At 28.1% G+C, this 24662-nt stretch carries 32 protein-coding genes; 6 read left to right on the top strand and 26 right to left on the bottom strand.

Features of this window, described 5'->3' with window-relative positions; all coding sequences use genetic code 11:
- Positions 1-14 precede the first annotated feature (14 nt).
- The 6 genes from dksA to glmS form a co-directional block, all read right to left on the bottom strand.
- Positions 15-371: an RNA polymerase-binding protein DksA gene (gene dksA, locus CRU95_RS04845; RefSeq protein ID WP_129100023.1), complete on the bottom strand. Its 357-nt coding sequence runs from the start codon at positions 369-371 to the stop codon at positions 15-17.
- 50 nt (positions 372-421) lie between these two features.
- Positions 422-880 carry a 23S rRNA (pseudouridine(1915)-N(3))-methyltransferase RlmH gene (locus tag CRU95_RS04840; protein ID WP_258238644.1) on the bottom strand — a complete coding sequence of 153 codons (459 nt, stop codon included), beginning with the start codon at positions 878-880 and terminating at the stop codon, positions 422-424.
- A complete protein-coding gene (locus tag CRU95_RS04835; protein ID WP_129100021.1) occupies positions 876-1487 on the bottom strand; it encodes a thiamine phosphate synthase in 612 nt (203 codons plus the stop codon). Before CRU95_RS04835 ends, CRU95_RS04840 begins: the two co-directional genes overlap by 5 nt.
- Complete coding sequence (accD, locus tag CRU95_RS04830; RefSeq protein WP_129100020.1) at positions 1487-2356, bottom strand: acetyl-CoA carboxylase, carboxyltransferase subunit beta; 870 nt, start codon at positions 2354-2356, stop codon at positions 1487-1489. The genes CRU95_RS04835 and accD overlap by 1 nt, the downstream gene beginning before the upstream one ends.
- 18 nt (positions 2357-2374) lie before the next feature.
- Positions 2375-3592 (bottom strand): methionine adenosyltransferase, encoded by a 1218-nt coding sequence (gene metK, locus CRU95_RS04825; protein ID WP_129100019.1) that lies wholly within the window; start codon positions 3590-3592, stop codon positions 2375-2377.
- Between the two features lie 252 nt (positions 3593-3844).
- Positions 3845-5644, bottom strand: a complete 1800-nt coding sequence (gene glmS, locus CRU95_RS04820; RefSeq protein ID WP_129100018.1) for a glutamine--fructose-6-phosphate transaminase (isomerizing) — start codon at positions 5642-5644, stop codon at positions 3845-3847.
- Positions 5645-5873: 229 nt separating this feature from the next.
- On the opposite strand from glmS, the gene CRU95_RS04815 reads away from it, so the two are divergent.
- On the top strand, positions 5874-6335 hold the full coding sequence (locus CRU95_RS04815) for a YkgJ family cysteine cluster protein (RefSeq protein ID WP_375153683.1): 462 nt from the start codon (positions 5874-5876) through the stop codon (positions 6333-6335).
- 298 nt (positions 6336-6633) lie between these two features.
- On the opposite strand, the gene groL is transcribed toward CRU95_RS04815, so the two are convergent.
- The 6 genes from groL to CRU95_RS04785 form a co-directional block, all read right to left on the bottom strand.
- Positions 6634-8277 carry a chaperonin GroEL gene (groL, locus tag CRU95_RS04810; RefSeq protein ID WP_129100016.1) on the bottom strand — a complete coding sequence of 548 codons (1644 nt, stop codon included), beginning with the start codon at positions 8275-8277 and terminating at the stop codon, positions 6634-6636.
- A complete protein-coding gene (gene groES, locus CRU95_RS04805) occupies positions 8277-8534 on the bottom strand; it encodes a co-chaperone GroES (protein ID WP_013134507.1) in 258 nt (85 codons plus the stop codon). The genes groL and groES overlap by 1 nt, the downstream gene beginning before the upstream one ends.
- Positions 8535-8671: 137 nt before the next feature.
- Positions 8672-9532, bottom strand: a complete 861-nt coding sequence (locus tag CRU95_RS04800) for a polyprenyl synthetase family protein (protein ID WP_129100015.1) — start codon at positions 9530-9532, stop codon at positions 8672-8674.
- On the bottom strand, positions 9532-9855 hold the full coding sequence (locus CRU95_RS04795) for a YbaB/EbfC family nucleoid-associated protein (RefSeq protein ID WP_013134505.1): 324 nt from the start codon (positions 9853-9855) through the stop codon (positions 9532-9534). The genes CRU95_RS04800 and CRU95_RS04795 overlap by 1 nt, the downstream gene beginning before the upstream one ends.
- Positions 9848-10231: an aspartate 1-decarboxylase gene (gene panD, locus CRU95_RS04790; protein WP_129100014.1), complete on the bottom strand. Its 384-nt coding sequence runs from the start codon at positions 10229-10231 to the stop codon at positions 9848-9850. The genes CRU95_RS04795 and panD overlap by 8 nt, the downstream gene beginning before the upstream one ends.
- Before the next feature lie 32 nt (positions 10232-10263).
- A complete protein-coding gene (locus CRU95_RS04785; protein ID WP_258238637.1) occupies positions 10264-10605 on the bottom strand; it encodes a ferredoxin in 342 nt (113 codons plus the stop codon).
- A gap of 131 nt (positions 10606-10736) precedes the next feature.
- Between CRU95_RS04785 and CRU95_RS04780 the strand changes: the two genes are divergently transcribed.
- Complete coding sequence (locus tag CRU95_RS04780; protein WP_129100013.1) at positions 10737-11264, top strand: peptidylprolyl isomerase; 528 nt, start codon at positions 10737-10739, stop codon at positions 11262-11264.
- Between the two features lie 4 nt (positions 11265-11268).
- Here CRU95_RS04780 and CRU95_RS04775 read toward each other — a convergent pair whose 3' ends face one another.
- From CRU95_RS04775 to CRU95_RS16585, 10 genes are all read right to left on the bottom strand, one after another.
- Positions 11269-12636, bottom strand: a complete 1368-nt coding sequence (locus CRU95_RS04775; protein WP_129100012.1) for a response regulator — start codon at positions 12634-12636, stop codon at positions 11269-11271.
- A complete protein-coding gene (locus CRU95_RS04770) occupies positions 12637-13041 on the bottom strand; it encodes a response regulator (RefSeq protein ID WP_129100011.1) in 405 nt (134 codons plus the stop codon). It lies immediately after the preceding gene.
- 12 nt (positions 13042-13053) lie between these two features.
- On the bottom strand, positions 13054-13536 hold the full coding sequence (locus CRU95_RS04765) for a chemotaxis protein CheW (protein WP_129100010.1): 483 nt from the start codon (positions 13534-13536) through the stop codon (positions 13054-13056).
- Between the two features lie 68 nt (positions 13537-13604).
- Positions 13605-14792: an exodeoxyribonuclease VII large subunit gene (gene xseA, locus CRU95_RS04760; protein WP_129100009.1), complete on the bottom strand. Its 1188-nt coding sequence runs from the start codon at positions 14790-14792 to the stop codon at positions 13605-13607.
- Between the two features lie 8 nt (positions 14793-14800).
- Positions 14801-15511: a bifunctional demethylmenaquinone methyltransferase/2-methoxy-6-polyprenyl-1,4-benzoquinol methylase UbiE gene (gene ubiE / locus CRU95_RS04755; protein WP_129100008.1), complete on the bottom strand. Its 711-nt coding sequence runs from the start codon at positions 15509-15511 to the stop codon at positions 14801-14803.
- Between the two features lie 14 nt (positions 15512-15525).
- Complete coding sequence (locus CRU95_RS04750) at positions 15526-15777, bottom strand: hypothetical protein (RefSeq protein ID WP_129100007.1); 252 nt, start codon at positions 15775-15777, stop codon at positions 15526-15528.
- Position 15778: 1 nt separating this feature from the next.
- Positions 15779-16567, bottom strand: a complete 789-nt coding sequence (locus CRU95_RS04745) for an AAA family ATPase (RefSeq protein ID WP_013134495.1) — start codon at positions 16565-16567, stop codon at positions 15779-15781.
- Positions 16568-16580: 13 nt separating this feature from the next.
- The gene (locus CRU95_RS04740) at positions 16581-17222 is read right to left on the bottom strand and encodes a 3-methyladenine DNA glycosylase (protein WP_129100006.1); all 642 of its coding nucleotides are present in this window, start codon (positions 17220-17222) and stop codon (positions 16581-16583) included.
- The gene (locus CRU95_RS04735; RefSeq protein WP_129100005.1) at positions 17215-18027 is read right to left on the bottom strand and encodes a TIGR00282 family metallophosphoesterase; all 813 of its coding nucleotides are present in this window, start codon (positions 18025-18027) and stop codon (positions 17215-17217) included. The genes CRU95_RS04740 and CRU95_RS04735 overlap by 8 nt, the downstream gene beginning before the upstream one ends.
- Positions 18028-18072: 45 nt before the next feature.
- Entirely contained in the window at positions 18073-18231 is a 159-nt protein-coding gene (locus tag CRU95_RS16585; protein WP_164969733.1) for a hypothetical protein, read from the bottom strand.
- 159 nt (positions 18232-18390) lie between these two features.
- Here CRU95_RS16585 and CRU95_RS04730 point away from each other — a divergent pair, with 159 nt between their 5' ends.
- The 3 genes from CRU95_RS04730 to CRU95_RS04720 are packed head-to-tail and all read left to right on the top strand — an operon-like array spanning position 18391 to position 20818.
- Positions 18391-19260 (top strand): metal ABC transporter solute-binding protein, Zn/Mn family, encoded by an 870-nt coding sequence (locus CRU95_RS04730; RefSeq protein WP_164969732.1) that lies wholly within the window; start codon positions 18391-18393, stop codon positions 19258-19260.
- Positions 19251-20000 carry a metal ABC transporter ATP-binding protein gene (locus CRU95_RS04725; RefSeq protein ID WP_258238636.1) on the top strand — a complete coding sequence of 250 codons (750 nt, stop codon included), beginning with the start codon at positions 19251-19253 and terminating at the stop codon, positions 19998-20000. Before CRU95_RS04730 ends, CRU95_RS04725 begins: the two co-directional genes overlap by 10 nt.
- Before the next feature lie 8 nt (positions 20001-20008).
- Positions 20009-20818: a metal ABC transporter permease gene (locus CRU95_RS04720; protein WP_129100003.1), complete on the top strand. Its 810-nt coding sequence runs from the start codon at positions 20009-20011 to the stop codon at positions 20816-20818.
- A 2-nt stretch (positions 20819-20820) separates the two neighbouring features.
- On the opposite strand, the gene CRU95_RS04715 is transcribed toward CRU95_RS04720, so the two are convergent.
- The 4 genes from CRU95_RS04715 to CRU95_RS04700 are packed head-to-tail and all read right to left on the bottom strand — an operon-like array spanning position 20821 to position 24180.
- Positions 20821-21939: an aminoacetone oxidase family FAD-binding enzyme gene (locus CRU95_RS04715; protein ID WP_309109217.1), complete on the bottom strand. Its 1119-nt coding sequence runs from the start codon at positions 21937-21939 to the stop codon at positions 20821-20823.
- Positions 21940-21956: 17 nt separating this feature from the next.
- Positions 21957-23204 (bottom strand): ArsS family sensor histidine kinase, encoded by a 1248-nt coding sequence (locus tag CRU95_RS04710; RefSeq protein ID WP_129100001.1) that lies wholly within the window; start codon positions 23202-23204, stop codon positions 21957-21959.
- Positions 23201-23878 (bottom strand): response regulator transcription factor, encoded by a 678-nt coding sequence (locus CRU95_RS04705; protein ID WP_129100000.1) that lies wholly within the window; start codon positions 23876-23878, stop codon positions 23201-23203. The genes CRU95_RS04710 and CRU95_RS04705 overlap by 4 nt, the downstream gene beginning before the upstream one ends.
- A gap of 11 nt (positions 23879-23889) precedes the next feature.
- Positions 23890-24180 (bottom strand): hypothetical protein, encoded by a 291-nt coding sequence (locus CRU95_RS04700; protein WP_129099999.1) that lies wholly within the window; start codon positions 24178-24180, stop codon positions 23890-23892.
- A gap of 196 nt (positions 24181-24376) precedes the next feature.
- On the opposite strand from CRU95_RS04700, the gene CRU95_RS04695 reads away from it, so the two are divergent.
- Positions 24377-24662 (top strand): fumarate hydratase (locus tag CRU95_RS04695; protein WP_258238635.1); only part of this gene is annotated, 286 nt, incomplete at its 3' end.

Here is a 24662-nt window from a genome sequence, read left to right as displayed (position 1 = left end):
ATTATCCTTTAGATTTAATTATTCTCACTCTCATAAATCTCTCTACAAGGTGTACAAAATTTTGCAAATGGTTTTGCTCTTAATCTTCCAATTGCAATAGATTCATCACACATTTCACAAATACCATAAGTCTTGTTATCTATTCTTTTAAGTGCATCTTCAATCTCACTTAACTCTTTAGATTGTTGATTCGCAATAATCCCCTCTTTGAACGAATCACTTGAAACCTCAGCATAATCATAATCATCATTACACTCTGAATTTTTTAAAGAATCTAGACTGTCTCTACTCCCCTGAATATTTTTTTCTATTAATTCTTTTCTTTCTGCTAAAATAATTTTTAACTCATCTATTTGTTTTGTATTCGCCACTTTTAACCCTTAATCTAAAAATTTCGACATTATACTCAAAATTATCTAAATTATTTATGATAGGGATGGTTATTATTTATACACAAAGCTCTAAAAATTTGTTCTAGCAACACTATATTCGCTATTTTATGAGCAAATGTAAGTTCACTTAAACTAATTTTTTTATCACATTTATGTAAAAAAGATGTTTCAAATCCAAAAGCACCACCAATAAAAAAGTTAATTACTGCATTATTTTGTAACAACTGTGCAAATTCATAACTATCAACTTTCTTTCCTAAAACATCTAATGCAATATTATACCCATTATTTAAAAAAGGTTCAAAAACTTCACTATAAGATTTCTTTGCTTCTATATCTGAAATAGTTTGAGCTTTTCCAATTTTTTTATTAAATAAGTTATATATTTCAACTTTTGCATACTTTGAAGACATCTTTATAAAATCTTCAATAATTTTATTAAACTCATCATTTGAAGATTTTGCAATTTGATAGATATTTATTTTAATCATATAAATTTGACCCTACTACATTAAAAGAGATATTTGCTATTGATTCAGCAATCTTTACACCACCTATAGCACAAACTGGATGTTTTGAGATCTTTGCAAGATAAGATATCTTATTACCTAACATTACATTCACATCTTTCGTTGTGGTTATTCTGTAAGCTCCAAGTCCTATCATATCTAAATCCAAATTATTTGCTTCTAATATCTCTTTTTCATTGTGTGTAGAAAGACCCAAAAGCTTATTTCCAATTTTTTTTCTTATTAATTTTACAACTAATTGTTTATTTGAATTAATTTTTTCAAAATCTTCTTGTCCTAAATGTAAACCATCACAATATTGTACTAAAGCTATCTCATCATTAATAATAATTGGAATATTTGTTTTACTTTTTAAATAAAAAAGATTTTCTTTTTTTGTTTCAATATTAGAAAATTTATCTCTATATTGAATAATTTTTGCATCAAATTTCGAACAAAGTTCTAAAAATCTTTCAAGGGAGATATTTTTATTTTGTAGAGTTTGAAAGTCACATAAAGCATATAACTCATTTGAAAAATTTTTAGGATTAAATCCCAAAAGTTCTTCAAAACGATTTTTATTCATTAACTAACTTGAATAGTATTACTTGAAAACATTGTTAATAAATCAGAAAGTGTTTTTTTCATATCTGCTCTATTAACAACCATATCAATAGAACCTTTTTCAAGTAAGAATTCAGCTCTTTGGAAACCTTCAGGTAAATCTGCTCCAATAGTTTGCTTAATAACTCTTTGACCTGCGAATCCAACTAATGCACCTGGTTCTGCCATAATAATATCACCTAAAAAAGCAAATGAAGCAGAAACTCCACCCATAGTAGGATCAGTTAAAACTGAAATATAAGGAAGTCCCGCAGAATCAAGTTTTTTTAGTGCAGCAGAAGTTTTAGCCATTTGCATTAGGGCAAATGTTGATTCTTGCATTCTAGCACCTCCAGAAGCAGAAACAATAATAACACCTTGTTTCTTTTCTAGTGCACGATTTACACATCTAACAATCTTTTCACCCTCAACAGAACCTAAACTTCCACCCATAAAAGCAAAATCAAAAATTGCCATTTGAACACCAACACCATTGATAGTACATTCACCACTTACAACAGAAGAGTCTCTTCCTGTTTTTTTAACAGCTTCATCAACTCTTTTTTTATAAGATTTACTATCAACAAAGTTTAATGGATCATTTGGAATTAAGTCATTATCATATTCAACAAAACTATTTTCATCACATATAATTTCGATTCTTCTTTTAGCACCAATTCTCATGTGAAAGTTACATTTAGGACATATATTGTTTTGAGACTCTACTTCCTTAAAAAACATCAAAGAACTACATTCAGGACACTTTATCCAATGGCTTGGTGCATCTTTTTTTGTCGGTTGTTCTTTTTTACTATCAAATTTTATTTTATTAAATAAATTCTTCAAATCCATTATATATCCTTCTTAAAACTATTTTTTCAAACTTATAAACTTGTCCAATTCATCAAGTTGTTCCCAAGGATAATCCTCTTGTCCAACTTGACCTCGTGCTGCTACATCTGCATAAAGAAAAGTATCTGCACTTGGTTTATCTAAATTGAATTTTTTCGTAATCCAGTTTGGAGTTAACGAAAAACTATCATGTACAAAAGTAGATAAAATATCATCATTTAATCCATCAATACAAGTCCCACAAGTATCAACTGAAATTGAAGTTGGTTTAGCAACACCAATTGCATAAGATAATTGAACAATTGCTTTTTTAGCAATTCCAGAAGCAACAATATGTTTTGCTATCCAACGTCCTGCATATAATCCACTTCTATCGACTTTTGTATAATCTTTACTTGACTGAGCTCCACCACCAATTGGTGCATATCCTCCAAAAGAATCAACAATAAGTTTTCTTCCTGTTAATCCTGAATCATGTAAAGAAGAGTGTGATACATATTTTCCTGTTGGGTTAATATGAATAATAGTTTTTTCTAAATCAAATAACTCTTTTGGTAAATTTGTCTCTTTAATTAATCCTAAGATTAATTTTCTTACTGTATCTATATTCATAGAAGATACACAAGGAGCCGAAACAACGATAGTATGAATATGTTTTGGTAAACAATTTTCAAAGTTCTCTTTTGTTTCATAATCAACTGTAACTTGTGTTTTAATATCCACACCTAAAACATCTGGATTAGCTAAGGCATAAGTATAAACCTTTTCCATAAGCATTCTTGCATATGTAATTGCACTTGGCATAAAGTTTGATGTTTCACTATTTGCATAACCAAACATAATTCCTTGATCACCAGCACCAGTTTCACCATCAACTTGATCAACACCTTGATTAATATCAGGAGATTGTCTATTTAATAAAACTTGTACATTTACATCATCAGGGTGTAAACACTCCTCTTTTGTAAAATGAGGATGACCATTATATCCAATTTTTGCTAATGCTTCAATTACTAAATCTTTATAATCTTGTTCAGATAAATTTGTAGCTGAAGTAACTTCTCCACCAATAACAACATGTTTACCTGCAACAAAAACCTCTGAGGCAACTCTACTTTTGCTATCTCCGATAATTAACTTATCAACTATACTATCTGCTATAATGTCTGCACACTTATCAGGGTGACCTGGGCTTACTACTTCACTAGTAAATAAATATTCTGTTTTGTTTTCCATCTTTGTTTTCCATTCCTTTGTTTTCCAACCAAGAGAAAGTTTTGTTTAGCATGCTTGGCAATTGTAAACGAAACTTCACTTTGTATCGTTTTCCATTCTTTTGTTTTCCATTTTCGTTTTCCAACTAATTAAAGTTAAAATAAAAAATAAAATTAAAAGCTTGAACACTTTTATAAAAAGTTACGAATTTTATCCAAAATTTACTTTTATAACTTTAAACTATATTGTAATTAGTATTTTTAAGAAAACCTTTTACTCGACCGTTACTGACTTTGCTAAGTTTCTTGGCATATCTACATCATTTCCAAGTCTTACTGATATCTCCATTGAAAATAGTTGTAATACAACTAACATCTCAAAAAATTCTAACATATAATGATCATACTTATTTGTTTTTATATAATCATCTGCTAATTCAAAATCAAGGGGTGAGATAGCACAAATTGTACTATCTCTTGCACTTAGTTCTTCTACATTTGATTTGATTTTGTCATATAGCAAATTTTGAGGCATTAAAGCTATTGTAAAAAGTTCTGGATCGGCTAAAGCTATTGGTCCATGTTTCATCTCACCTGCTGGATAACCTTCTGCATGTAAATAAGATATCTCTTTTAATTTAAGTGCCCCTTCTAAAGCAAGAGGAAAAAATACATCTCTTCCAATAAAAAAGAACCCATGACCGTGAAGATATCTTTTTGATAATCTTTTTGTTTTTTCATGTGTATAATCATAAACTTTAAGTGACTTTGGAACTTCTCTTAAGGCTTTTAATTCACTATTTAAATCTTCAATACTAATTGAATTTTTATATTGTGCAAAATAAAGTGCCATCATCCATAAAACTACTGTTTGAGTAGAAAATGCTTTTGTTGAAGCAACTCCCTTTTCAATACCAGCTCTTGTTAAAACTGAATAATTAGCAACTCTTGTCATAGATGAGTTATCTACATTACAAACTACAATTGATTTAAGGCCCTCTTTATTTGCCATTTTTAAAGCTTCTAAAGTATCAGCTGTTTCACCACTTTGTGAGATAACTATAAAAAGTGTATTCTTATTTAAAAGAGGTTCTTTATATCTAAATTCACTTGCAATTTCAACACTACATCTAACCTTTGTTAATCTTTCAAACAAATATGAAGCTGTAAGTCCTGCATGAAAAGATGTACCACAAGCACAAATTTTAATCTCTTCAATTCCTTCAATAATAGAAGAATCAAACTCTTCAAAATCAACCTTTTCATCACACATTCTTCCAAGCATTGCGTCACTTGTAACTATACATTGTTCATGAATCTCTTTTTCCATAAAAAATCTATATCCATCTTTTTGTGCAAATTGTTTTGATGTAGGCAATACTCCCCAAGAAACTCTTTGTTCATCAAAAAATTCTATTCGATTTGCACTTGCTACTCCTCCACAACCATCTTCTAAATATACAACTTCATTTGCTAGTCCTATTAATGGGGCATCTGAAGAAGCAAATAATACTTCATTTTCTTCATTACCACGAGCTATAATTAATGGAGACCCATGTTTAAAAAAGTATATATCATTTGGACAAGATTTTGAAATCAAAAGTATAGAAAAAGCACCTTCTAATCTTTTTATTGTATTTTGAAAAGAAGTCTTGCAATCATTTAATTTGTTATTATAAAATTCAAACAAATGAACGATAACTTCAGTATCTGTTTGTGATACAAACTTATGACCAGCTGCTTGTAACTCTTCTTTTAACTCTTTATAATTTTCTATAATTCCATTATGTACAACATAAGAGTATTCTCCTAAATGAGGATGTGCATTTAATTCTGTTGGTTTTCCATGTGTTGCCCATCTAGTATGCCCTATTCCTAAATGGTAAGTGTGATTTGTTTTTACTTTTTGCTCTAGATTCTTTAACTTTCCTAAGGCTTTAAATACTTCTATTTTGTCATTATTTAATAGGGCAATTCCTGCACTATCATAACCTCTGTATTCAAGCTCTTTTAAACCATCTAATAAAATATCTTCTGTTTTTTTATTTCCAATGTAACCAACAATTCCACACATAAATTAGCCTTTTTAATTTTAAAGTGATATTGTACAAAAAAATAGATGATATATTACTTTTAGCATTTTTTGATACAATTCTTTTTTATTTCAAGGAGTTACTATCAAATCATTTTTAAAAATTGACAAAGATATTTTTTTCTCTACTTGTGAAAATTGTGAGGCTAGATGCTGTGATGGAAGAAAAGGAAGTATTTACTGTCAAATAATTCTTGAAGATTTTGAAAATGTGTATAAAAACTTTCCCATTTTATTTACTTTTGGAGATATGGGATACTTAAAAGCTACTATATTATTAAGTGATGGAAAAAGTTTATGCCCTTATATTGAAGACTTTAAATGTACCATTTATGAAAATCGACCAACAGTTTGTAAAGCCTATCCTCTTAGTACAAATATTGATAATGTAGTTTATTATGATATTAATTGTCCAGGAATTTCTGAAGTTGGAAGTGATCTTGTAAAAAATGGAAAAGTTTCACCCTCTTTTGACTCATATATTTTTGATGATTATCAAACAAGATATATAAATACCCATAGAAAACTTGAAAATTTTAACAATTTTGATGATTTTAAACTAGTAACTACAATCAATAATATTAAATTTTATAAATATATTGGAAAAGAAATAAACCCCTATATTACGATGCATTTAGACTCTTTAATTCATTTAAAAAAGTATAATATATAGGTATAAGTTTTACTTTAAGTTTATATTTGGATATAATTACATTATCCAAAGCAATATGGAGGTTTAAATGAGAGTACTTCTACAGTGGTAGAATTTATACCAAAATTTATTGTTAATCTTTAAAAATTAAAAAGCTTTATTTTACCAAAGCTTGAGTTTACAAAGTTTGTAAGCTTCAAAAGTTAAAAAGGTCCTTTATAAAAAGGGCCTTTTTTTATGTCTATACTAAAAAGGGAAGGATTATTAAAAATAATCCTTTTGATATAAGAGAAAAAGTAAAAATAGATTAAGTCTATTTTTACATCATTCCACCCATACCTCCCATTCCGCCCATACCACCCATATCTGGCATAGCAGGAGCAGATTTTTCTTCTTTTATATCTGTTACTGTAGCTTCTGTAGTTAATAATAATGAAGCAACTGAAACAGCATTTTGCATTGCGATTCTTCCAACTTTTGCAGGATCTACGATTCCAGCTTCAAACATATCTACATATTCACCACTTGCAGCATTGAATCCAATATTTTCATTTTCTGATCTTTCTACTTCATTTACAACAACACCAGCATCAAATCCAGCATTGATTGCAATTTGTTTCATAGGTGCTTTAATAGCTCTTAAAACAATAGCAGCTCCGATAGCTTCGTCACCTGTAAGGTCAAGTTTAACTTTTGCAGCAGCTCTGATTAATGCAGCTCCACCACCTATTACAATACCTTCTTCAACAGCAGCTCTTGTTGCACTTAAGGCATCATCAACTCTATCTTTTTTCTCTTTCATTTCAGTTTCACTAGCAGCCCCAACTTTAATAACTGCAACTCCGCCACTTAGTTTTGCAAGTCTTTCTTGTAGTTTTTCTTTATCATAATCACTAGTTGTATTTTCAATTTCTGATTTTATTTGAGCTACTCTACCATTTACAGCTTCAGTACTTCCTTCACCATCTACGATAGTTGTATTATCTTTATCAATCACAACTTTTGCAGCAGTTCCAAGTACATCAATTCCACAAGTATCAAGTTTCATACCTAATTCTTCTGATACAACTGTACCATTTGTAAGAACAGCGATATCTTGTAGCATAGCTTTTCTTCTATCACCAAAACCTGGAGCTTTTACAGCTGCTATGTTTAATGAACCTCTTAATCTATTTACAACTAAAGTTGCTAATGCTTCACCATCAACATCTTCTGCAATAATTAATAAAGGTCTTCCAGCTTGATTAACAGCTTCTAAGATTGGTAACATCTCTTTTAAGTTAGAGATTTTTTTATCATATAATAAAATATATGGATTAGCTAATTCTGTAATCATTTTTTCAGAATTTGTTACGAAATATGGAGATAAGTATCCTCTATCAAATTGCATACCTTCAACTACTTCTAATTCATCAGAAATACCTTTTGCTTCTTCAACAGTAATAACTCCATCTTTCCCAACTTTTTCCATAGCTTCTGCAATCATTGAACCAATTGCATGATCAGAGTTTGCAGAGATAGTAGCAACTTGTTCTATTTCAGTTTTATTTGCAACAATTCTTGATGCTGCTTTTAAATTAACTAAAATAGCTTCAGTAGCTTTATCCATACCTCTTTTTAAAATAATAGGGTTAGCTCCTGCTGTTACATTTCTCAATCCTTCTTTAAAAATAGAGTGAGCTAAAACAGTAGCTGTTGTAGTTCCATCTCCTGCTTCATCAGCAGTTTTTGAAGCAACTTCTTTTACAAGTTGTGCTCCCATATTTTCTAATGTATCTGCTAATTCAATCTCTCTTGCAACAGAAACACCATCTTTTGTGATTGAAGGGGCACCGAAAGATTTTTGTAATAATACATTTCTTCCTCTAGGTCCCATTGTAACTTTTACTGCATCTGCTAATTTCTCAACACCTGCATATAATCTATTTCTTGCTGAATCACTAAATAATACTTCTTTTGCCATTACATAACTCCTATAATATTTTCAATTTCTAATACTAAATAATCTTGTCCATCTAAAGTGAACTCTGTACCTCTATATTGTTCAAATACAATAGTATCACCCTCTTTTAATTCTGTTACTTCTGAACCAATTGCTTTTACAACAGCAGTATTTGGTTTTTCTTTTGCTGAATCAACTAAAATGATTCCACTTGCAGTTTTTGATTCTACTTCAGTTCTTTCTACAAGAACCCTTTTCCCTAGTGGTTTAAATGTCATTATATACTCTCCTATCAAGTTTCTTTATAAATTTTGTAAGTTTTAGCACTCTATTTTTTTGAGTGCTAAATTGTAATAAAATTTTTGATTTTTGTCAAGTAAATTGAGTAAAGATGACTAAGAGTTTGTGAAGTATTTTATTTATGTCTATTTATATATTTTTTTAATAAATTATTAAGTGAATTATACAAATTTTCATCTAAAGAGTTTAAACTAACTTCACATTTTAATGCAAGTTCATTTGCAGCCATAATTGCACCTTCAAGTCCAAGTAAATTTACAAAAGAGTTTTTTGATCCATCATTATGTGTAGTTTTTCCAGCTTCTTGTGAACTTTGTGTTTCATCTAAAATATCATCTTGAATTTGAAACAAAAGTCCAATATCTATTCCAAAATTGTAAAGCTTTTCTTGAGTAACTAAATCATAGTTAGCGATAATCGCACCCATTTTTAAACTAGCTGCTATTAATTTTGCAGTTTTATGTATATGCAAAAATTCAAGTTGAGCAAGCTCAAGTTTTTGGTTCTCAAAAAAGCAATCAATAGCTTGACCAATAATCATTCCATCAATTCCACCATCACTTGCCAATACTTTTATACACTCAATTTTAACATCACTATCTAATGGCGCATTTGCAATTTTATTAAAAGCTTCAGTATTTAAAGCATCACCTACAAGAATAGCTGTTACCTCATCAAACTTTTTATGTAAAGTTTCAAATCCTCTTCGTAAATCGGCATCATCCATTGCAGGTAAGTCATCATGCACTAAAGAGTAAGTATGAAGCATCTCTAACCCTAAAGCTACAGGAAGAGCACTTTTAACAAGAAGGGAATTTTTTGAATTTACAATTCCTAATAAAAGCATAGGTCGAAATCTTTTACCTCCAGCATCCATCATCAAACTCAAGGCCTCTTCAAAATGAGGATGAAAAGTTTTTGATACTGGAAGGTTAGATTTTAAATAGTTTTCAAAAGTTTCTAAAAGTCTGTTCATTATTTATTTTGACCAAATGATCCCATACCACTCATCATGTTCATAGCCATCATTTTTTTATTTTCATCTGATTGTTTTATTACATCATTCATAGCAGAAATTAGTAAAATTTGTAGAGAGTCTTTATCTTCAAGTAAAGAGTCATCAATTTGTAAATCAATAACTTCAGAATTTCCATTTATTGATAATTCAACCATTCCTCCACCTGCTTTTGAGGTAAAGATTTTTGAAGCATTATCTTCTTTTGCTTTTTCGCTCATATTTTGAACTTGACCCATAATATCATTTAGATTAAGTTTACTTAAATCTATTCCATCAAACATGATCACTCCCAATTAATTCATTTGTTATAGTAGTTACATTATTTTTTTCATCTACAAGCACAACTATTGGCTTATAGTTTTCTAATTCTTTTTCACTATAAGAAGCATAAGCAATGACAATTATTTTATCACCAACTTCTACTTTTCTAGCTGCGGCTCCATTTAGACACATGTCTTTACTTCCAGCTTTTCCTTTTATAACATAAGTGGCAAATCTTTCGCCATTATTTACATTTACTATTTCTACTTTTTGTCCAACTCTTAAACTTGATGCGTTCATAAGTTCTTCATCAATTGTAATTGAGCCTACATAATTCAAATTTGCATCAGTTACTGTTGCTCTATGAATTTTGCTATAAAGCATATCAATTGTCATAATTCCTCTTTTATTTTGTTAAATTAATAGGTTCACCCCCAAAACTGTTCTGGAATAACAAATTCTTGAACAGGGGTTCCACCTATTATATGTTCTTGCACAATTTTATCTATTTTTTCCTTAGATAATTTGCAGTACATTGTATGTCCTGGTTCTACTAAAAGAACAGGACCCATTTGACATCTTCCAAGACATGAAGTTCTAATTGCTTGCACAGGTCCCATTAAACCTTTTTCCATCATTTTTTGAGCTAAATAATTAAATAAATCTCTATTATCTTCTGTTACACAGCTAGGTTTTGGCATCCCAGGAGGTGCGCTTTGTTCGCATTTGAACATATAGAATGTTGGTTGGGGGATAACTGGCATTTCCATTTTTCTTCCTTATTGTCATATTTTCAATAATTCTATCCAATAAATATTAAAGACTTCTAAAAACTATTTTTTTAATAAACTCTTAAAAGCTAAGATAATATACTTTATTTCTAAAAAAACAAAGGTGTAAAATGAAAAAAATCTTTATCTTAGCAATTTTAGCTATTTCAGTTTTTGCTGCAAATCCTGTAGCAATTTTAAAAACAACTCAAGGTACAATTGAAATTGAGTTAAGACCTGATATGGCTCCACTTGCAGTTGAAAACTTTACAACTCATGCAAAGAATGGTTATTACAATAATCTAATTTTTCACAGAATTATAAAAGATTTTATGATTCAAGGTGGTGATCCAACAGGTACAGGTAGAGGTGGTGAATCAATTTGGGGGAAACCATTTAAAGATGAGTTTGCGCCAAATGCAGTGTTTGATAAACCAGGAATTTTAGCAATGGCAAATTCAGGTCCTAATACAAATGGAAGTCAATTTTTTATAACTACTGTTCCAACTTATTGGTTAAATGGTAGACACACAATTTTTGGATATGTAAAAAAAGGTATGGATGTAGTGAAAAAATTAGAAAATGTCCCGACAAATGGTCAATATCAAGGTAATAAACCTCTAACAGAGCAAAAAATTATTTCTTTAGAGATAAAATAAAATCTTACTTTCCATTATAAATTTTTGAAAGAGTTTTTGAGTCAACAAGACTCATAACTCTTTTTTCTAAATCCTCAATTCTGTCTCTTTTTTCTTTTGCTTTTTCTTCCCAATATTTGACTTTTTCTAGTAGTACTTTTTTATCTACTGAAGTATGTGTAGATTTAACTTTTTTTAACTCTTTTTCTAAATGTTCAACTTCTAAACTTGAAGCAGTTCTTAATTGACTTACTTTTTTCTGAGAATTAAGAATAAGCTTTTCCATATTATCTCTTAATCTTTTAATTTCAATTTTCAAATTCGCATTATCTTTTTGAATTTTTAAGACATCAATACCTTTTATATCACTTATCTCACTCTTCTCATATTTATTAACCTTTGATGTCAAGATTTTAATGTCATCTTTATATTTATCTAATAGTTTTAAATATTTTTCGTTATCTAATTCTGTTTTTCTAAGCTCATCAAAAAGTTGCTTAACTTGATTTTCAAGTTCATTTATTTGTACATTGTTTTTAGCAAAAGTCTCTTTTGTTCGAATAAAAATATCACTTTTTTCTTTCATTAAAGCTACTTCAACTTCCTTTTGTTTTTTAATGTCTTGTGTTATATCACTTTGAATAATCATTGAGCCATTGATATTACCATCTTCATCATGGGAAGGGATTATAGAAGAATCCAAAATCAAGATATTATTATCTTTTGTAATTTGTTTTAGCTTTCCTTTCCACATTTTATTATCTAAAATCTTTGCAAACATATTATTATAGATTTTTATATTCATATCATGATACTTTAAACTTGAAAACTCTTTTCCTATAAGTTCAGTTTTTGAAAAACCTGATATTTTACAAAAATGAGAGTTTACATAAGTTATATTCATTTGAATATCCGTTTTTATTACTATACTGTTTACATCAATTGCTTCTTTGTATAAAGAGAGCTCTTTATTTTTAGTTTTAATGATTTTTTTAGAGGATAAGTGTTCTGCAAACTCACTAATAGATTCCAATAAGGCTCTTATATCAATTGGTTTTACAATATAATTAACTACTTTTAATTTTATAGAATCAATCAAAAATTCTTTATCTGAGTATGCAGTTGAGAATATTACTCCCACCTCTTTATCAAAATTTCTAATTTCTTTTATCATATCAATACCAGACATCTTGGGCATATTAATATCACTAATTATAAGATCAATTTTTTTATGATTTTTTTTAAATACTTCTAAACCCATAACACCATTACTAGCACAAAAAACTTGGGAAAAAAAATTTGTAAGTAAAGAAGCTAATTCTGTTCTCATCAGATCATCATCTTCTACATATAAAATAGTGATTTCTTTTAATAAAGTCTTATCTAAAGACATTTAATTTATCTTTTTTTGATTAATTAACTCAATAAATTTTATAAAATCAAATGGTTTAAGTAAATAATCCTTTACACCATAACTTTCAGCTTCTATTTTATATTTAGCTTCAGTATGAGCTGTCATAATAATAATTTCCAAGTGGGGATATAAAACTTTGGCTTCTTTAATCATCTCTAAACCATTCATCACTGGCATGCTTATGTCAGTTACCACTATATCTATTTCACTAGAGTGTTCTTTTAAAACCTCTAGTCCTTCTTGTCCATTTTTGGCTAGAAGAAAGTTTACTTCTAATTTTTTTAGTGTTTCAGCAATAATATCCAACAAATCTTTTTCATCTTCTACAAAAAGAAATCTTAGTTTTTTTAGCTTATTAATACTTTCTTGTAAACTTTCTGACATCAGTCACCTTTTTTATTCTAATTCTGCTTTGCTAACAACAGTTTCAATGTCCATTATTACTAACATTTCATTATTATGCAGTCTTACAAAGCCTTTTAGATATTTTGCAGGAATTGATGAACCTATTTCAGATACTGGAGATAAAGATGTTAAGTCAAGTCTTTGTACATCATCAACTTTATCAACAACAATGCCAATCATTCTTTTATCTTCTGTTACAACAGCAATTACAGCTGTATTTTGATTATTTACAATCTCACCTGTTTTAAATTTAATTCTTAAATCCACAACAGGAACAACTTCACCTCTTAAATTAATAAGCCCTTTTATATATGTAGGAACATTTGGCAAAACAGTTATCATCTCTGGATAAGTCAAAATTTCCCTAATTTTAGGTAGCTCAATTGCGTATTGCATAGAACCTAATACGAACTTCATATACTCACTTGTGTTAGCGTAATCAATTACGGCATTGTCTTTATTTTTATTTTCCATATGAACTGAACTCCTATTAATAGTGTGTTACCATTTTTTGTTATATTTTACTATATTTAGCTTAAATTTTATATATTTTTAATATCTAAAATATTACATCTAACTTTCAATTTTGAACTTTCTAATATTATTTCTTCATTAACTTGTACATTATCTAAACTAATAACTTGATTATTTTTTGAAATTTGAACATATCCATCTTTTATTTTCTTGTCTGGATGAGCTGATTCATAAGCAGTTTTTAGATAAGTCAATTCATTTTGCTTTTGTCTTAATATTTGAGATAAAGCATTAGAAAAGTTTGATTTCAAATAATCTATCTCTTTTTGAATAAATGAAAATTTCTTGTCTAATGAGTGTTGCTCAAAATATTTTCTGTAATTTAATAATACTTGTTCTTTATTATAAAGAACTCTTTTAAATCTATTTTCAAATTCTACTTGTAAATTATCCAAATATTGAAGATGTTCATTTTTATCAGGAAGTGCTATCTCCATGGCATTTGAAGGAGTTGCGGCTCTAACATCTGCTACAAAATCAGAAATTAAAAAATCAACTTCATGTCCAACTGCTGATATTACAGGTGTTTTTGCTTCATAAATAGCCCTTGCTACAACTTCTTCATTGAAAGCCCAAAGGTCTTCAATACTTCCTCCACCTCGTCCCACAATCATCACATCACAGTTTAAACTATCAGCTTTTTTTATTGAGTTTACTATATCAAATTTTGAAGCTTCACCTTGAACTAAAGTAGGAATTAAAATAAGATTTGCCAAAGGCCATCTATTTTGTGCAACTTTTTTCATATCTTCAATAGCAGCACCCGTAGGAGATGTTACCATTACAATATTTTTAGGATATTTTGGAAGAGTTTTTTTAATGTTTGAATCAAAAAGTCCCTCTTTTTGAAGTTTTTCTTTTAATTGCTCAAAGGCAAGAGCAAGTGAACCTTGACCATCTGGGTCAATTTTTGTACACATTAATTGATAATTTCCTCTTGGAATATATGCAGTGATACTTCCAGAGATTATAATTTTCATGCCTACTTCTAATCTGAACTTTAAATATTGAGCATTTCCCCTAAACATTACACAAGAGATTGTAGAGTTTTCATCTTTTACAGAGAAATATATATGTCCTGAAGAGTGATATGTCAAGTTAGAAATTTCCCCTTGAACATATACACCAATAAAAGTAGTTTCAAGTAAAGACTTGATTTGATTGTTTAGTGTTGAGACACTAATGGCTTGATTCATATGTTAAATCAAACCTTTCTTGCAATAAATAGTGTTGAAATATTCATTGAAAAGCCTTTTACATAAATAGGTTCCAATCCTGCTTCTTTTAACTCTAAACATAAATTATCTTGAGTTAAGAACTCATCAATTGAAGTTGGTAAATATGTGTATGCTTCTTTGTTTTTTGAAATAATTCCACCTACCGTTGGTAAGATTTTATTTAAATAAAAATCTGTTAGATAATCAAGTGGAGAGTTTTTTTCATTTTTTGTAAACTCTAAAATAACTAAAAGTCCATCTTTTTTTAGAGTTCTTGCAAATTCATGGAAAGCTTCTTGTCTTTTAACAACATTTCTAATTCCATAAGAAATAGAGATAATATCTGCTACTTCACTATCAAAAGGAAGTAATTCAGCACCAGCTTCAATAAACTCTACACTTGGTAGTTTTACCCTTGCCACATCCATCATTCCAACACTTGGATCTACTCCAACTCTATTTTGAATCTCTATTGCATTTTTATCTGCTACTTTTTGCCAAGTAGTAAGCATATCACCTGTACCACAAGCCACATCAATTATCTTTTCTATTTTGTTTTTACCATAAAAAGAAAAAGCTAAATTACAAGCTTTATTTCTCCAAGTTTTATCAATCCCCATACTCATAACTCTATTTGCTACATCATAAGTTCCTGCTATGTCATTGAACATTGATACTATTTTTTCTTGTTTACCCATTATAAATATCCCTATTATTTAAATAAAAAAACTCCAGCAAGTAAGCCTCCAATAAATCCAACATTTAAAACTACTAATAATTTTAAAACATCTAATTTTTTGTCTTTTTCTTGCATAAGTTTCAATAAATGCTCTTGCATTTTTAAAGCTTCGTTAAATTTTTTACTTGATTTATCTATATCATCAGTTGATTTTTTAAGTGTTAATTCTGTTAACTCTAATTTTTCAACAAGCTCTTTTGCTTGTTTGAAACTCATATCACTCATGTTATTTTTTTTCTAGCCATTTATCCAAATCTTTAAAGATTGGATTTAATACATTTAAAACATAATCTTGTGCTTCTGATTGTACTCTTCTAAAAAATATATATTTCTTTGCACTTGCAACATCACCAGCTTCTTTTGCTTTTAATGCTTTTTCCCTAAAGTCAGTATTATTGTGTGCCATTTCCCAAACTGTACTACCTAAATATCTGCTCATTGTAATTACTTTATCATTTTTAACTGTAAAGTATTTTGGATCTTTCATAAAATCATACATTACTGTATTTGAAGCTAAGTATTTATGCCCAAAGAAATTTATAAATTGTTCTTCCACATAATCTTTTTCCATGGATATTGCACGATTTAAGGCAAAAATAATATTTTCATCAGGACTTTGTTCTATTTTTCTTATTTTTTTCATAGTCGCAATTGCATTTTTTCCATCAAGTTCACCATCACCTAAAGGAATAATCCATTTCAAATTTCCAAAAGAACCCACTTTTTTAATCTCTTCTAAAACTAATGATGAAGTCTTATTTCCACCAACATCTATAATTATTTCATGATTATCATCCATTAAAATAAGCTCATCCAAATCACTTACTTTGTTTGTTCTTAACATTCTTTTATTTACTATTTGCGTTGTTGTAAATGATTGACTATCATTATTCTCATCATCAATTTCTATGTAAGTAATCTTTTTTCCATGCTTTTTATACAAATATGGAGCTATTACTTGCATAGCAACTGTTGATTTTCCAACGCCACCTTTAGTTTGAGGAATAATAATCATTTTTATAAATCCTTTAAGACTTTTTTTGATTTTTCATGAATTCTACAATTTTGCCATGAAATCTACAATATATCATATTTAATGTAATGTCATAATCATAAAGCGAGTCAATTTTATCGAAATTTTCATTAATTCCATATTCTAACCAAGCTTTGAGATCATCATAACTTTCAAACTCATATCCAAAAGTTTTGACTAGTCTATTGGTGTAAGAATCAACAACCATCTCTTCTTTATGACAAGCATAACACAAAATTGCATCACAAGTTTCTGCCCCAATTCCCTTTTGAGAAAGTAACCAATCTCTATATACATTTTGTTTAAAAGTTTCAAAATCTCCAAACTCTTCAAGTATATTTTCACATATTTTTTTGATTCTTACTGACTTTTGATTTTTAAAACCACTTGGAGTAATTGCAGATATTAAAACATCTGTATCAACTGTTGAAAGCTTTTCTAAATCAAAAAGTTGTAGTTTTCTTAAATTTTCTAAAGATTTTTCTACATTTGTCCATTTTGTATTTTGTGTTAAAATTGCACCTATAAAAACTTCAAAATCACTGTTTGTTGGCCACCAGTATTTATACTTTGAATCTATTAAATTTTTTGCATTTAAAAAAATATATAAATCAAATGAGTTTAAAATACTATTCAAAAAGTGCCTTTGTAATTATCTCTTCATCTTTGTCACATAATATTTTTATTTTAAAAGCATCTTTTGATTTACCATCTTCTAAATCCATCACAAGAACTTGTAAAATAGATTTGCATGAGCTTGAAATAGTAAAATGCCCACCTAAACCAGTTGTTGCTTTATCTATTGGATTTTTTGCATCCATTCCTATGACATTGTCTCTGCAACCAGTTAATCCAATATCACTTAAATATGTAGTTCCATCAACTATTTGTAAATCATCAGTTCCCACATGAGTGTGAGTTCCACAAATACCACTTACTTTTCCATTAAACATCATAGCCATAACTCTTTTTTCACTTGTAGCCTCACCATGAAAATCTATAAAAATATTTTTGATATTTTGCTCTTCAAGCTCTTTCATAATTTGGCTTGCTTTATTAAAAGGATTATTACAAATTGGCATTGCAAAATTTCCCATCAAATTTATAACTGCAAGTTTTTCACCTGCTACATCAAATACCATATGTCCAACACCTGGCATTGCTTCAGGAAAGTTTGCTGGTCTAAGTACATTTTGAGTTGTTACTAGATTTATCATCTCTTGTTTTTTATCAAAAGAGTGATTTCCTCCTGTTATTAAATCAACCCCTACTTTAAAAAGTTCATTGGCATTTTTAACTGTTAGTCCAAAACCATGACTTGCATTTTCACCATTTGCAATTACAAAATCTATTGCATATTTTGCTCTTAGTTTTTTTAAATTTTGTTCTATTATTTTTCTACCAGGTCTACCAACTATATCACCAATAAATGCTATTTTCAAATTATTTCCCTTAATTTATCTAATTGGATTGTATCAATAAAAGAGTTAGTTTTTTCTTTTATTTCTCTCATTTTTTATATTTCGAATCATAAGCAAAAGAAAAAATAGACCAATTGTAAAACTTATAATTGTTGGCATTAAATTTTTTGAGTCATAAAAATTATATGCAATTACAAAAGATAGTAAGGATACTACTAGACACATCTTTACTCCTTTATATTATATTTATAAAAGTAGCTAATTATTCTAATGTAAATGATTAAATATAAAATTTAATTACTTTTGCAACTAAGTTGCATTTAAGAGATTCGGATGTATGATTCCAAAATCAAATGCGACTTAGTTGCATTAAAAGGAAAAAAAATGTTTAAAAAAATTTTAGTATTAAGTATATTAGCATCATCAGTTTTGTTTGCTAAATTAACAGTTACAACAACTATATATCCACTATATAGTGTAGTTAAAGAAGTTGGTGGGAAAAATGTTGTTCTAAATAATTTAATTCCATTTGGAACAGAACCCCATGATTTTGAACCAAATCCAAAAAGTATGGCTCTTTTATCAAAAAGTGATTTATTTATAACTAGTGGTAAAGTTATGGAACCTTGGAGTACAAAAGTTATAAAATCAATGGAAATAGCTGATAAAATATTTGATATGAGCAAACATGTAAAACTAGCAACCCATAAAGAGTTTGAAGATGGTAAAGTTTATGATCCTCACTATTGGCTAAGTTTTGATAACTATATTAAGATGATAAAAAATGTTGAATCTCTTTTAATCAAAAAAGACCCTGCGAACAAAAAAAGTTATCAAAAAAATGCAAGTACATATCTAAAAGAAATAACTACTTTGCAAACAAAATATCAGACTTTAAAAAGTTGTAAAAATAAAAAAGTTGTTGTAAATCATGATGCATTTGGATATTTAGCAAATGATTATGGAATAACACAATACTCTATTTCTGGTATGTCTCCGGATGAGGAACCATCAGCTAAACAAATTGCCGAGCTTATTAAAATAGTAAAAAAAGAAAATATTCATACAATATTTTTTGAAGAGTTTGCAAGTGACAAAATAGCAAAAACAATTGCTGATGAAGCAAATGTTAAAACAGATGAACTAAGTCCAGTTGAAAATATAACCCAAAAACAAAATGAAGAAAATATTGGTTTTGTTTCTATTATGGTAGAAAATTTAGCTAAATTAAAAGATGCAATGAATTGTCAATAAAATTCTCTGATATCATAATTGATATAAAAAACCTAGGATATAAAGATATCCTTCAAGATATATCTTTTGAAATATTAAGGGGTGAATATGCTGCCATCATTGGTCCCAATGGTGGTGGTAAAAGTACCTTAATGAAAATAATATTAGGATTAATAAATCCTAATATTGCAGATATTAAACTATTTAATACCAAACAATCTTTATTCAAACAATATTATAAAATTGGATATGTACCACAACGAGCAACTTTAATTGACAGTAGTTTCCCTATTACTGTACAAGAAGTGATTAATCTTGGATTAGCCTATAAAACTTCTTTGTTTTCAAAAATATCAAAAGAAGATCATAAAAAAATTGAATCTATTATGGAAAAAATTGAAATTACTGATTTGAAAAATAGAAGAGTTTCTGAACTTTCAGGTGGTCAAAGACAAAGAGTAATGATAGCTAGAGCACTTATAAGTAGTCCAGAATTATTAATACTTGATGAACCAAATACAGGTGTAGATACCAATTCTCAAACAAAATTTTATGAAATATTAAAAAAATTAAATAAAGAAGATAATATCACAATACTTTTTGTCACTCACGATTTAGGAGTGATTGTAAATGATATAAAAAGAGTTTTATGTATTAACCAAACTCTTCTATCATGCCATACTCCACATGAAATATTAAATAATAAACAAATGAGTAAATTATATGGCATTGACACTAATATTATTTGCCATCATCACTAAGGAAATATATGGAAATCTTTGAATACTCTTTTATGATAAGAGCTTTTATAGCAGGTATTTTTATTGCAATTTTAGCACCTACCTTAGGTACTTTTGTAGTTGTAAGAAGGTATTCTATGTTATCTGATGCTTTAGCTCATATTTCCCTACTTGGTGTTGCCCTTGGTTTTTTGTTCTCAATCTCAACGACATATAGTGCAATTATAATAGCCATTTTAGCTTCACTTTTTATAGAATACCTAAGAAAAAACCATAATATATATTCTGATTCTATTTTATCAATATTTTTATCTTCAGCCCTTGCACTTGCAATTATTATAGTTTCACTTTCAAACTCTTTTAATGTAGCTTTATTTAGTTATCTCTTTGGTTCAATTGTTGCTGTTTCAAAAGAAGATATTTGGACAATTTGTATATTTGGAGTTTTATCAGCTTTTTTCATTATCAATAATTATCAAAAATTACTTTTTGTGGCATTTGATGAAGAAGTTGCAAAAGCTTCTGGAATAAATGTAAGTTTTTTAAATTATATGTTAGTTTCACTTGTGGCAATTACTGTTGGATTATCCATAAAAATTATTGGTGTACTATTAATAGGTGCCTTAATGATTATGCCAGTAATTTCTGCAATGCAATTTGAAAAAAGCTTTTTTATAACTTGCTTATTGGCAGTACTTTTTGCAGTTTTAGCTGTTGTAATTGGGCTTTTTGTCTCATTTTATATATCTTTACCAAGTGGTGCTACTATTGTGGTAACTTCATTAGTTTTATTTATACTAAGTTTAACGCTAAAAATAAACAAAAAAAGAGCTTTATAAATCTATTTATTTAGCTCTTTTGCACATACATAAGCAGAAGAAAAAGCAAACTGAAAATTAAATCCTCCAAGTTCGCCTGTTACATCCAAAGCTTCACCTATAAAGTATAAATCCTTTTTGATTTTGCTTTCCATGGTTTTAACATCAATCTCATCAACTTCAACTCCACCTTTTGTAACTTCTGCTTTTGTATATCCAAAGTTTCCAGCAGGGGAGAATTCATAGTTTTTTAAAACTTCTAATTTATTTAATTCTTCTTTTGTCAAACTACTAATTGCTTTATCATCTATTTGAACTGATTTTAAAAACTCTTGCATAAATCTTTTGGGCAGATTAAAACTTGAAGAGATATTTTTATTACCTTTTAAAAAGGATTTAAAAGTTTTATTTGGCAAAAAGTCTATACTCATCTTTCCTTTTTTCCAATATAAAGAACTATTTAAAATCACAGGTCCAGTTATTCCTTTATGGGCAAAAAGAAGACCTCCTTCAAAACTCTTATTTTCCACACTTGCTTTTACAAACATAGAAATTCCACTTAATTCTTTGAACCAAAACTGTTCTTTTTGAACAGTAAAACCTACAAGGGCTGCATTTAAAGGACTTATTTTATGATTAAAAGATTTTGCGATATCAAAAGCAATAGAACTAGCACCCAAACTTTGATAACTCAAACCTCCACTTGCTATTACTAATTTTTTTGCTTCTATTGTTTTATTGTTTGTTTTTATTTTATAGAAATCTTCACACTTTACATCTGTTACTGTTGTATTAAAAAAAACTCTTTTATTTTTTATAAGTTTTGAAAACATATCAATAACATCTTGAGAAGTGTTACAAAAGAAAGTTCCTTTTACAATTTTTTCATTAAGGTTGAAATCTAAATTTTGTTTTTTTAAAAATCTAATTAAGTCTTCATTTGAAAACTCTTTTAAAACTGAAGATACAAAATCATTTTCACCTAGGTAATTATTAGACGAAACTTTGTTATTAGTAATATTACACTTTGCTCCACCTGATACTTTAATTTTTGCACCAACCTTTGCATTAGTGTCTATTAAACAAACATTATCATTTTTTAAGTGTGTTGCAAGCATCAAGCCACTTGCTCCTGCCCCTATAATTGCAATATCAAATATTATTTATCCTTTTGTTCACTTTTAGCTATTTTAAAAATATTTATTCCATCTTTATATTCGTATTTAAGTATGCAATTATTTGCTTTAAGAATAGAGTTTACTATGTATAAACCAAGTCCAAAGCTATTTTTACTTTTACTCTCATTTGCAAAAAATGGTTCGAAATATTTATCAAGGGAATATTTCAGACCTTTTCCTTTATTTTCAAATATTATTTCATCTTTCTCATTTGTTTTTACAGTCACTTTTTTATCATCTGAGTATTTTATTGCATTATCAATTAAATTTTTAACTGCCAAACAAAAAAGTTTGAAATTAACATTTAATTTTTTATTTTCATATTCTGAGATAATAACATCATCTTCTAGCATAAGCATATCTGTGGCATTGTCTATAATGTCATCTAGAAAATAGTTGTTTTTTACGATATTTTTTGTAGAAGAAATTAGTTCTTCAATTTGTGTAAATTCTTTAATAAGCGATTCCAATCTTGTAAATACTCTTCTCATCTTTTCAGCATTTTCATCACTATTTTCTAACTCACTTAAAAATTTACCTTTAGTAATAGGAGTTTTTAGTTCATGCATTATATTTCTAATAAAGACATTTCTTGATTCTTTTATGTCTTTTAATTTCTTTGCTGTATTTTTAAACTCTATTGCTAATTGAGAAACTTCATCTAAATCATTGGTATGGTATTCAAAATCAAAATCTTCTTCACCAAGGGTTTTAACTTTATCCTTTAAAAGTTTGATTGGATATAGTTTTTTCCAAGTAGTAATAAAAGATAGAATAATTGTAATAAACAATACTGTAAAAACTACTATTAAAGAGATCAAAGGATTCACATGTTTATAATCACTATCTTTAAACATTATTTCTAAACCATCACTTTTTATAAATAAAAAACTATCACCATGTAAATCTAAAACTCTAACTAAAATTGTTCTATATCTTCGCTCTAAAGCAACTTTTGTTTGGGGATTATATAAAACTGCATTCATTTTTCCAATATCATTTATAAATTCCATATCCATATTTGATAAAGACTCTACAAAAAACTTTGTCAATCCATTTGTTCTTTGTTGTTCTAATACCATCTTTGCAACTGGTAAATATTTTTTAGAAAGATGCTTTTCTTTATCATCTTGAGTATGAAGTACAAGTATAATGAAACTAGCTATAACTAAAAATATAGATATGAAAAAACTAATTGTTATAGTAAAAAATATTGATTCTTTTTTCATTGTAAAAATTTGTATCCCATTCCTCTTATTGTGTGTAAGAAATTGGGTGTTTTAGGATTTGCTTCTATTTTGTGTCTTATTCTATTTATAATTACTGCAAGTGAACCAATATTATCATAATCACTATTTAATAAATCACTATTTTCAAAGATATCATCCCTTGAAACAATAAATCCTTCTCTTTTTATCAAAAGAGATAAAACTTCATATTCAGCAGCTGTTAGCCTAATAAACTTTCCATTTTTTCTTATCTCTTTTTTTTCTTCGTCAAAAATAAAAGGTTTTTTTGGCTTTTCTTCTATTTTAGAGCTAATATTATATCTTCGTAAAATAGTTTTAATTCTTACTTCTAGCTCTCTTGGGTCATATGGCTTTGGTAAATAATCATCAGCTCCTAATTGTAAAGCAGTAACCTTATCAGTGATATCACTTCTAGCACTTGAGATAATAATTGGAATATCATGATTTGTAATTATTTGTTTGCAAACATCTAAGCCATCCATACCTGGAAGTGTTAAGTCTAAAATTATCAAATCAAATTTATTTATTTTTAAACTACTAAGGGCCAAAAAAGGCTCTTCGTAATTTGTTACTTTTATATTAAATTTACTTAAGTATTCAGTTAAAACTTCTGCTAATTCAGCATCATCTTCCACCATTGCTATATTTATCATTTTAAAAACCTTTATGAGTCAAGCATTTTTTTTAGTTGTTTTTTTTGTTTATCTGTTAAAATATTATAAATCTTTTTTGTTAAAGAAGCTTCGTATTCTACCATATTTTTATTGTTATTCAAAGAGATATCCATATATTTTTCTTTATCAAACTCTCCATCTTTAAACACTTTAGTATAAGAGTTTATTTTTACTTTTGGATTATTTTTAAATTCACTATTACTTTTTTTCAAATCTACTGCAAATAGAAATGTTGAGACTAAACTACTTAATAACAATACCGTTATAAGAACTTTTTTCATCTATTCCTCCTTGATTATCTTTTAGTAATTGTGACAGAGACATATAACCATTTCTAAATAAAATGTTAACTCAAAGTTAATATGTGTTACTAAAATATTCACATAAATTTCATATGATTTTATATTATAAAAAACTAAACTTCATAAACATTTATTAGTTATACTTAGATAATTTAATTATAAAGGTATCTAAATTATGAAAAAAATAACCGAGCAAGATATAATCGAGAGTATAGCAGATGCATGTCAATATATATCGTTTTATCATCCAGAAGATTTTGTAAAAGGAATGGTAGAAGCTTATAATGTAGAAAAAGGTGAAGCTGCAAAAAATGCAATTGGACAAATATTAATAAATTCAAAAATGTGTGCAATGGGTCATAGACCTTTATGTCAAGATACAGGAAGTGTTAATATCTTTGTAAAGGTTGGATTAAATGCTCCTTTAGATATTAAAAAAGAGTTAGTTGATTTATTAAATG

It is taken from the genome of Arcobacter sp. F2176, assembly GCF_004116465.1.
In the GTDB taxonomy this organism is placed as follows: Bacteria; Campylobacterota; Campylobacteria; order Campylobacterales; family Arcobacteraceae; genus Arcobacter; species Arcobacter siniprincipis.
The sequence above is the reverse complement of the archived record's forward strand: the minus strand, read 5'-3'. Positions and strand labels throughout refer to the sequence as shown.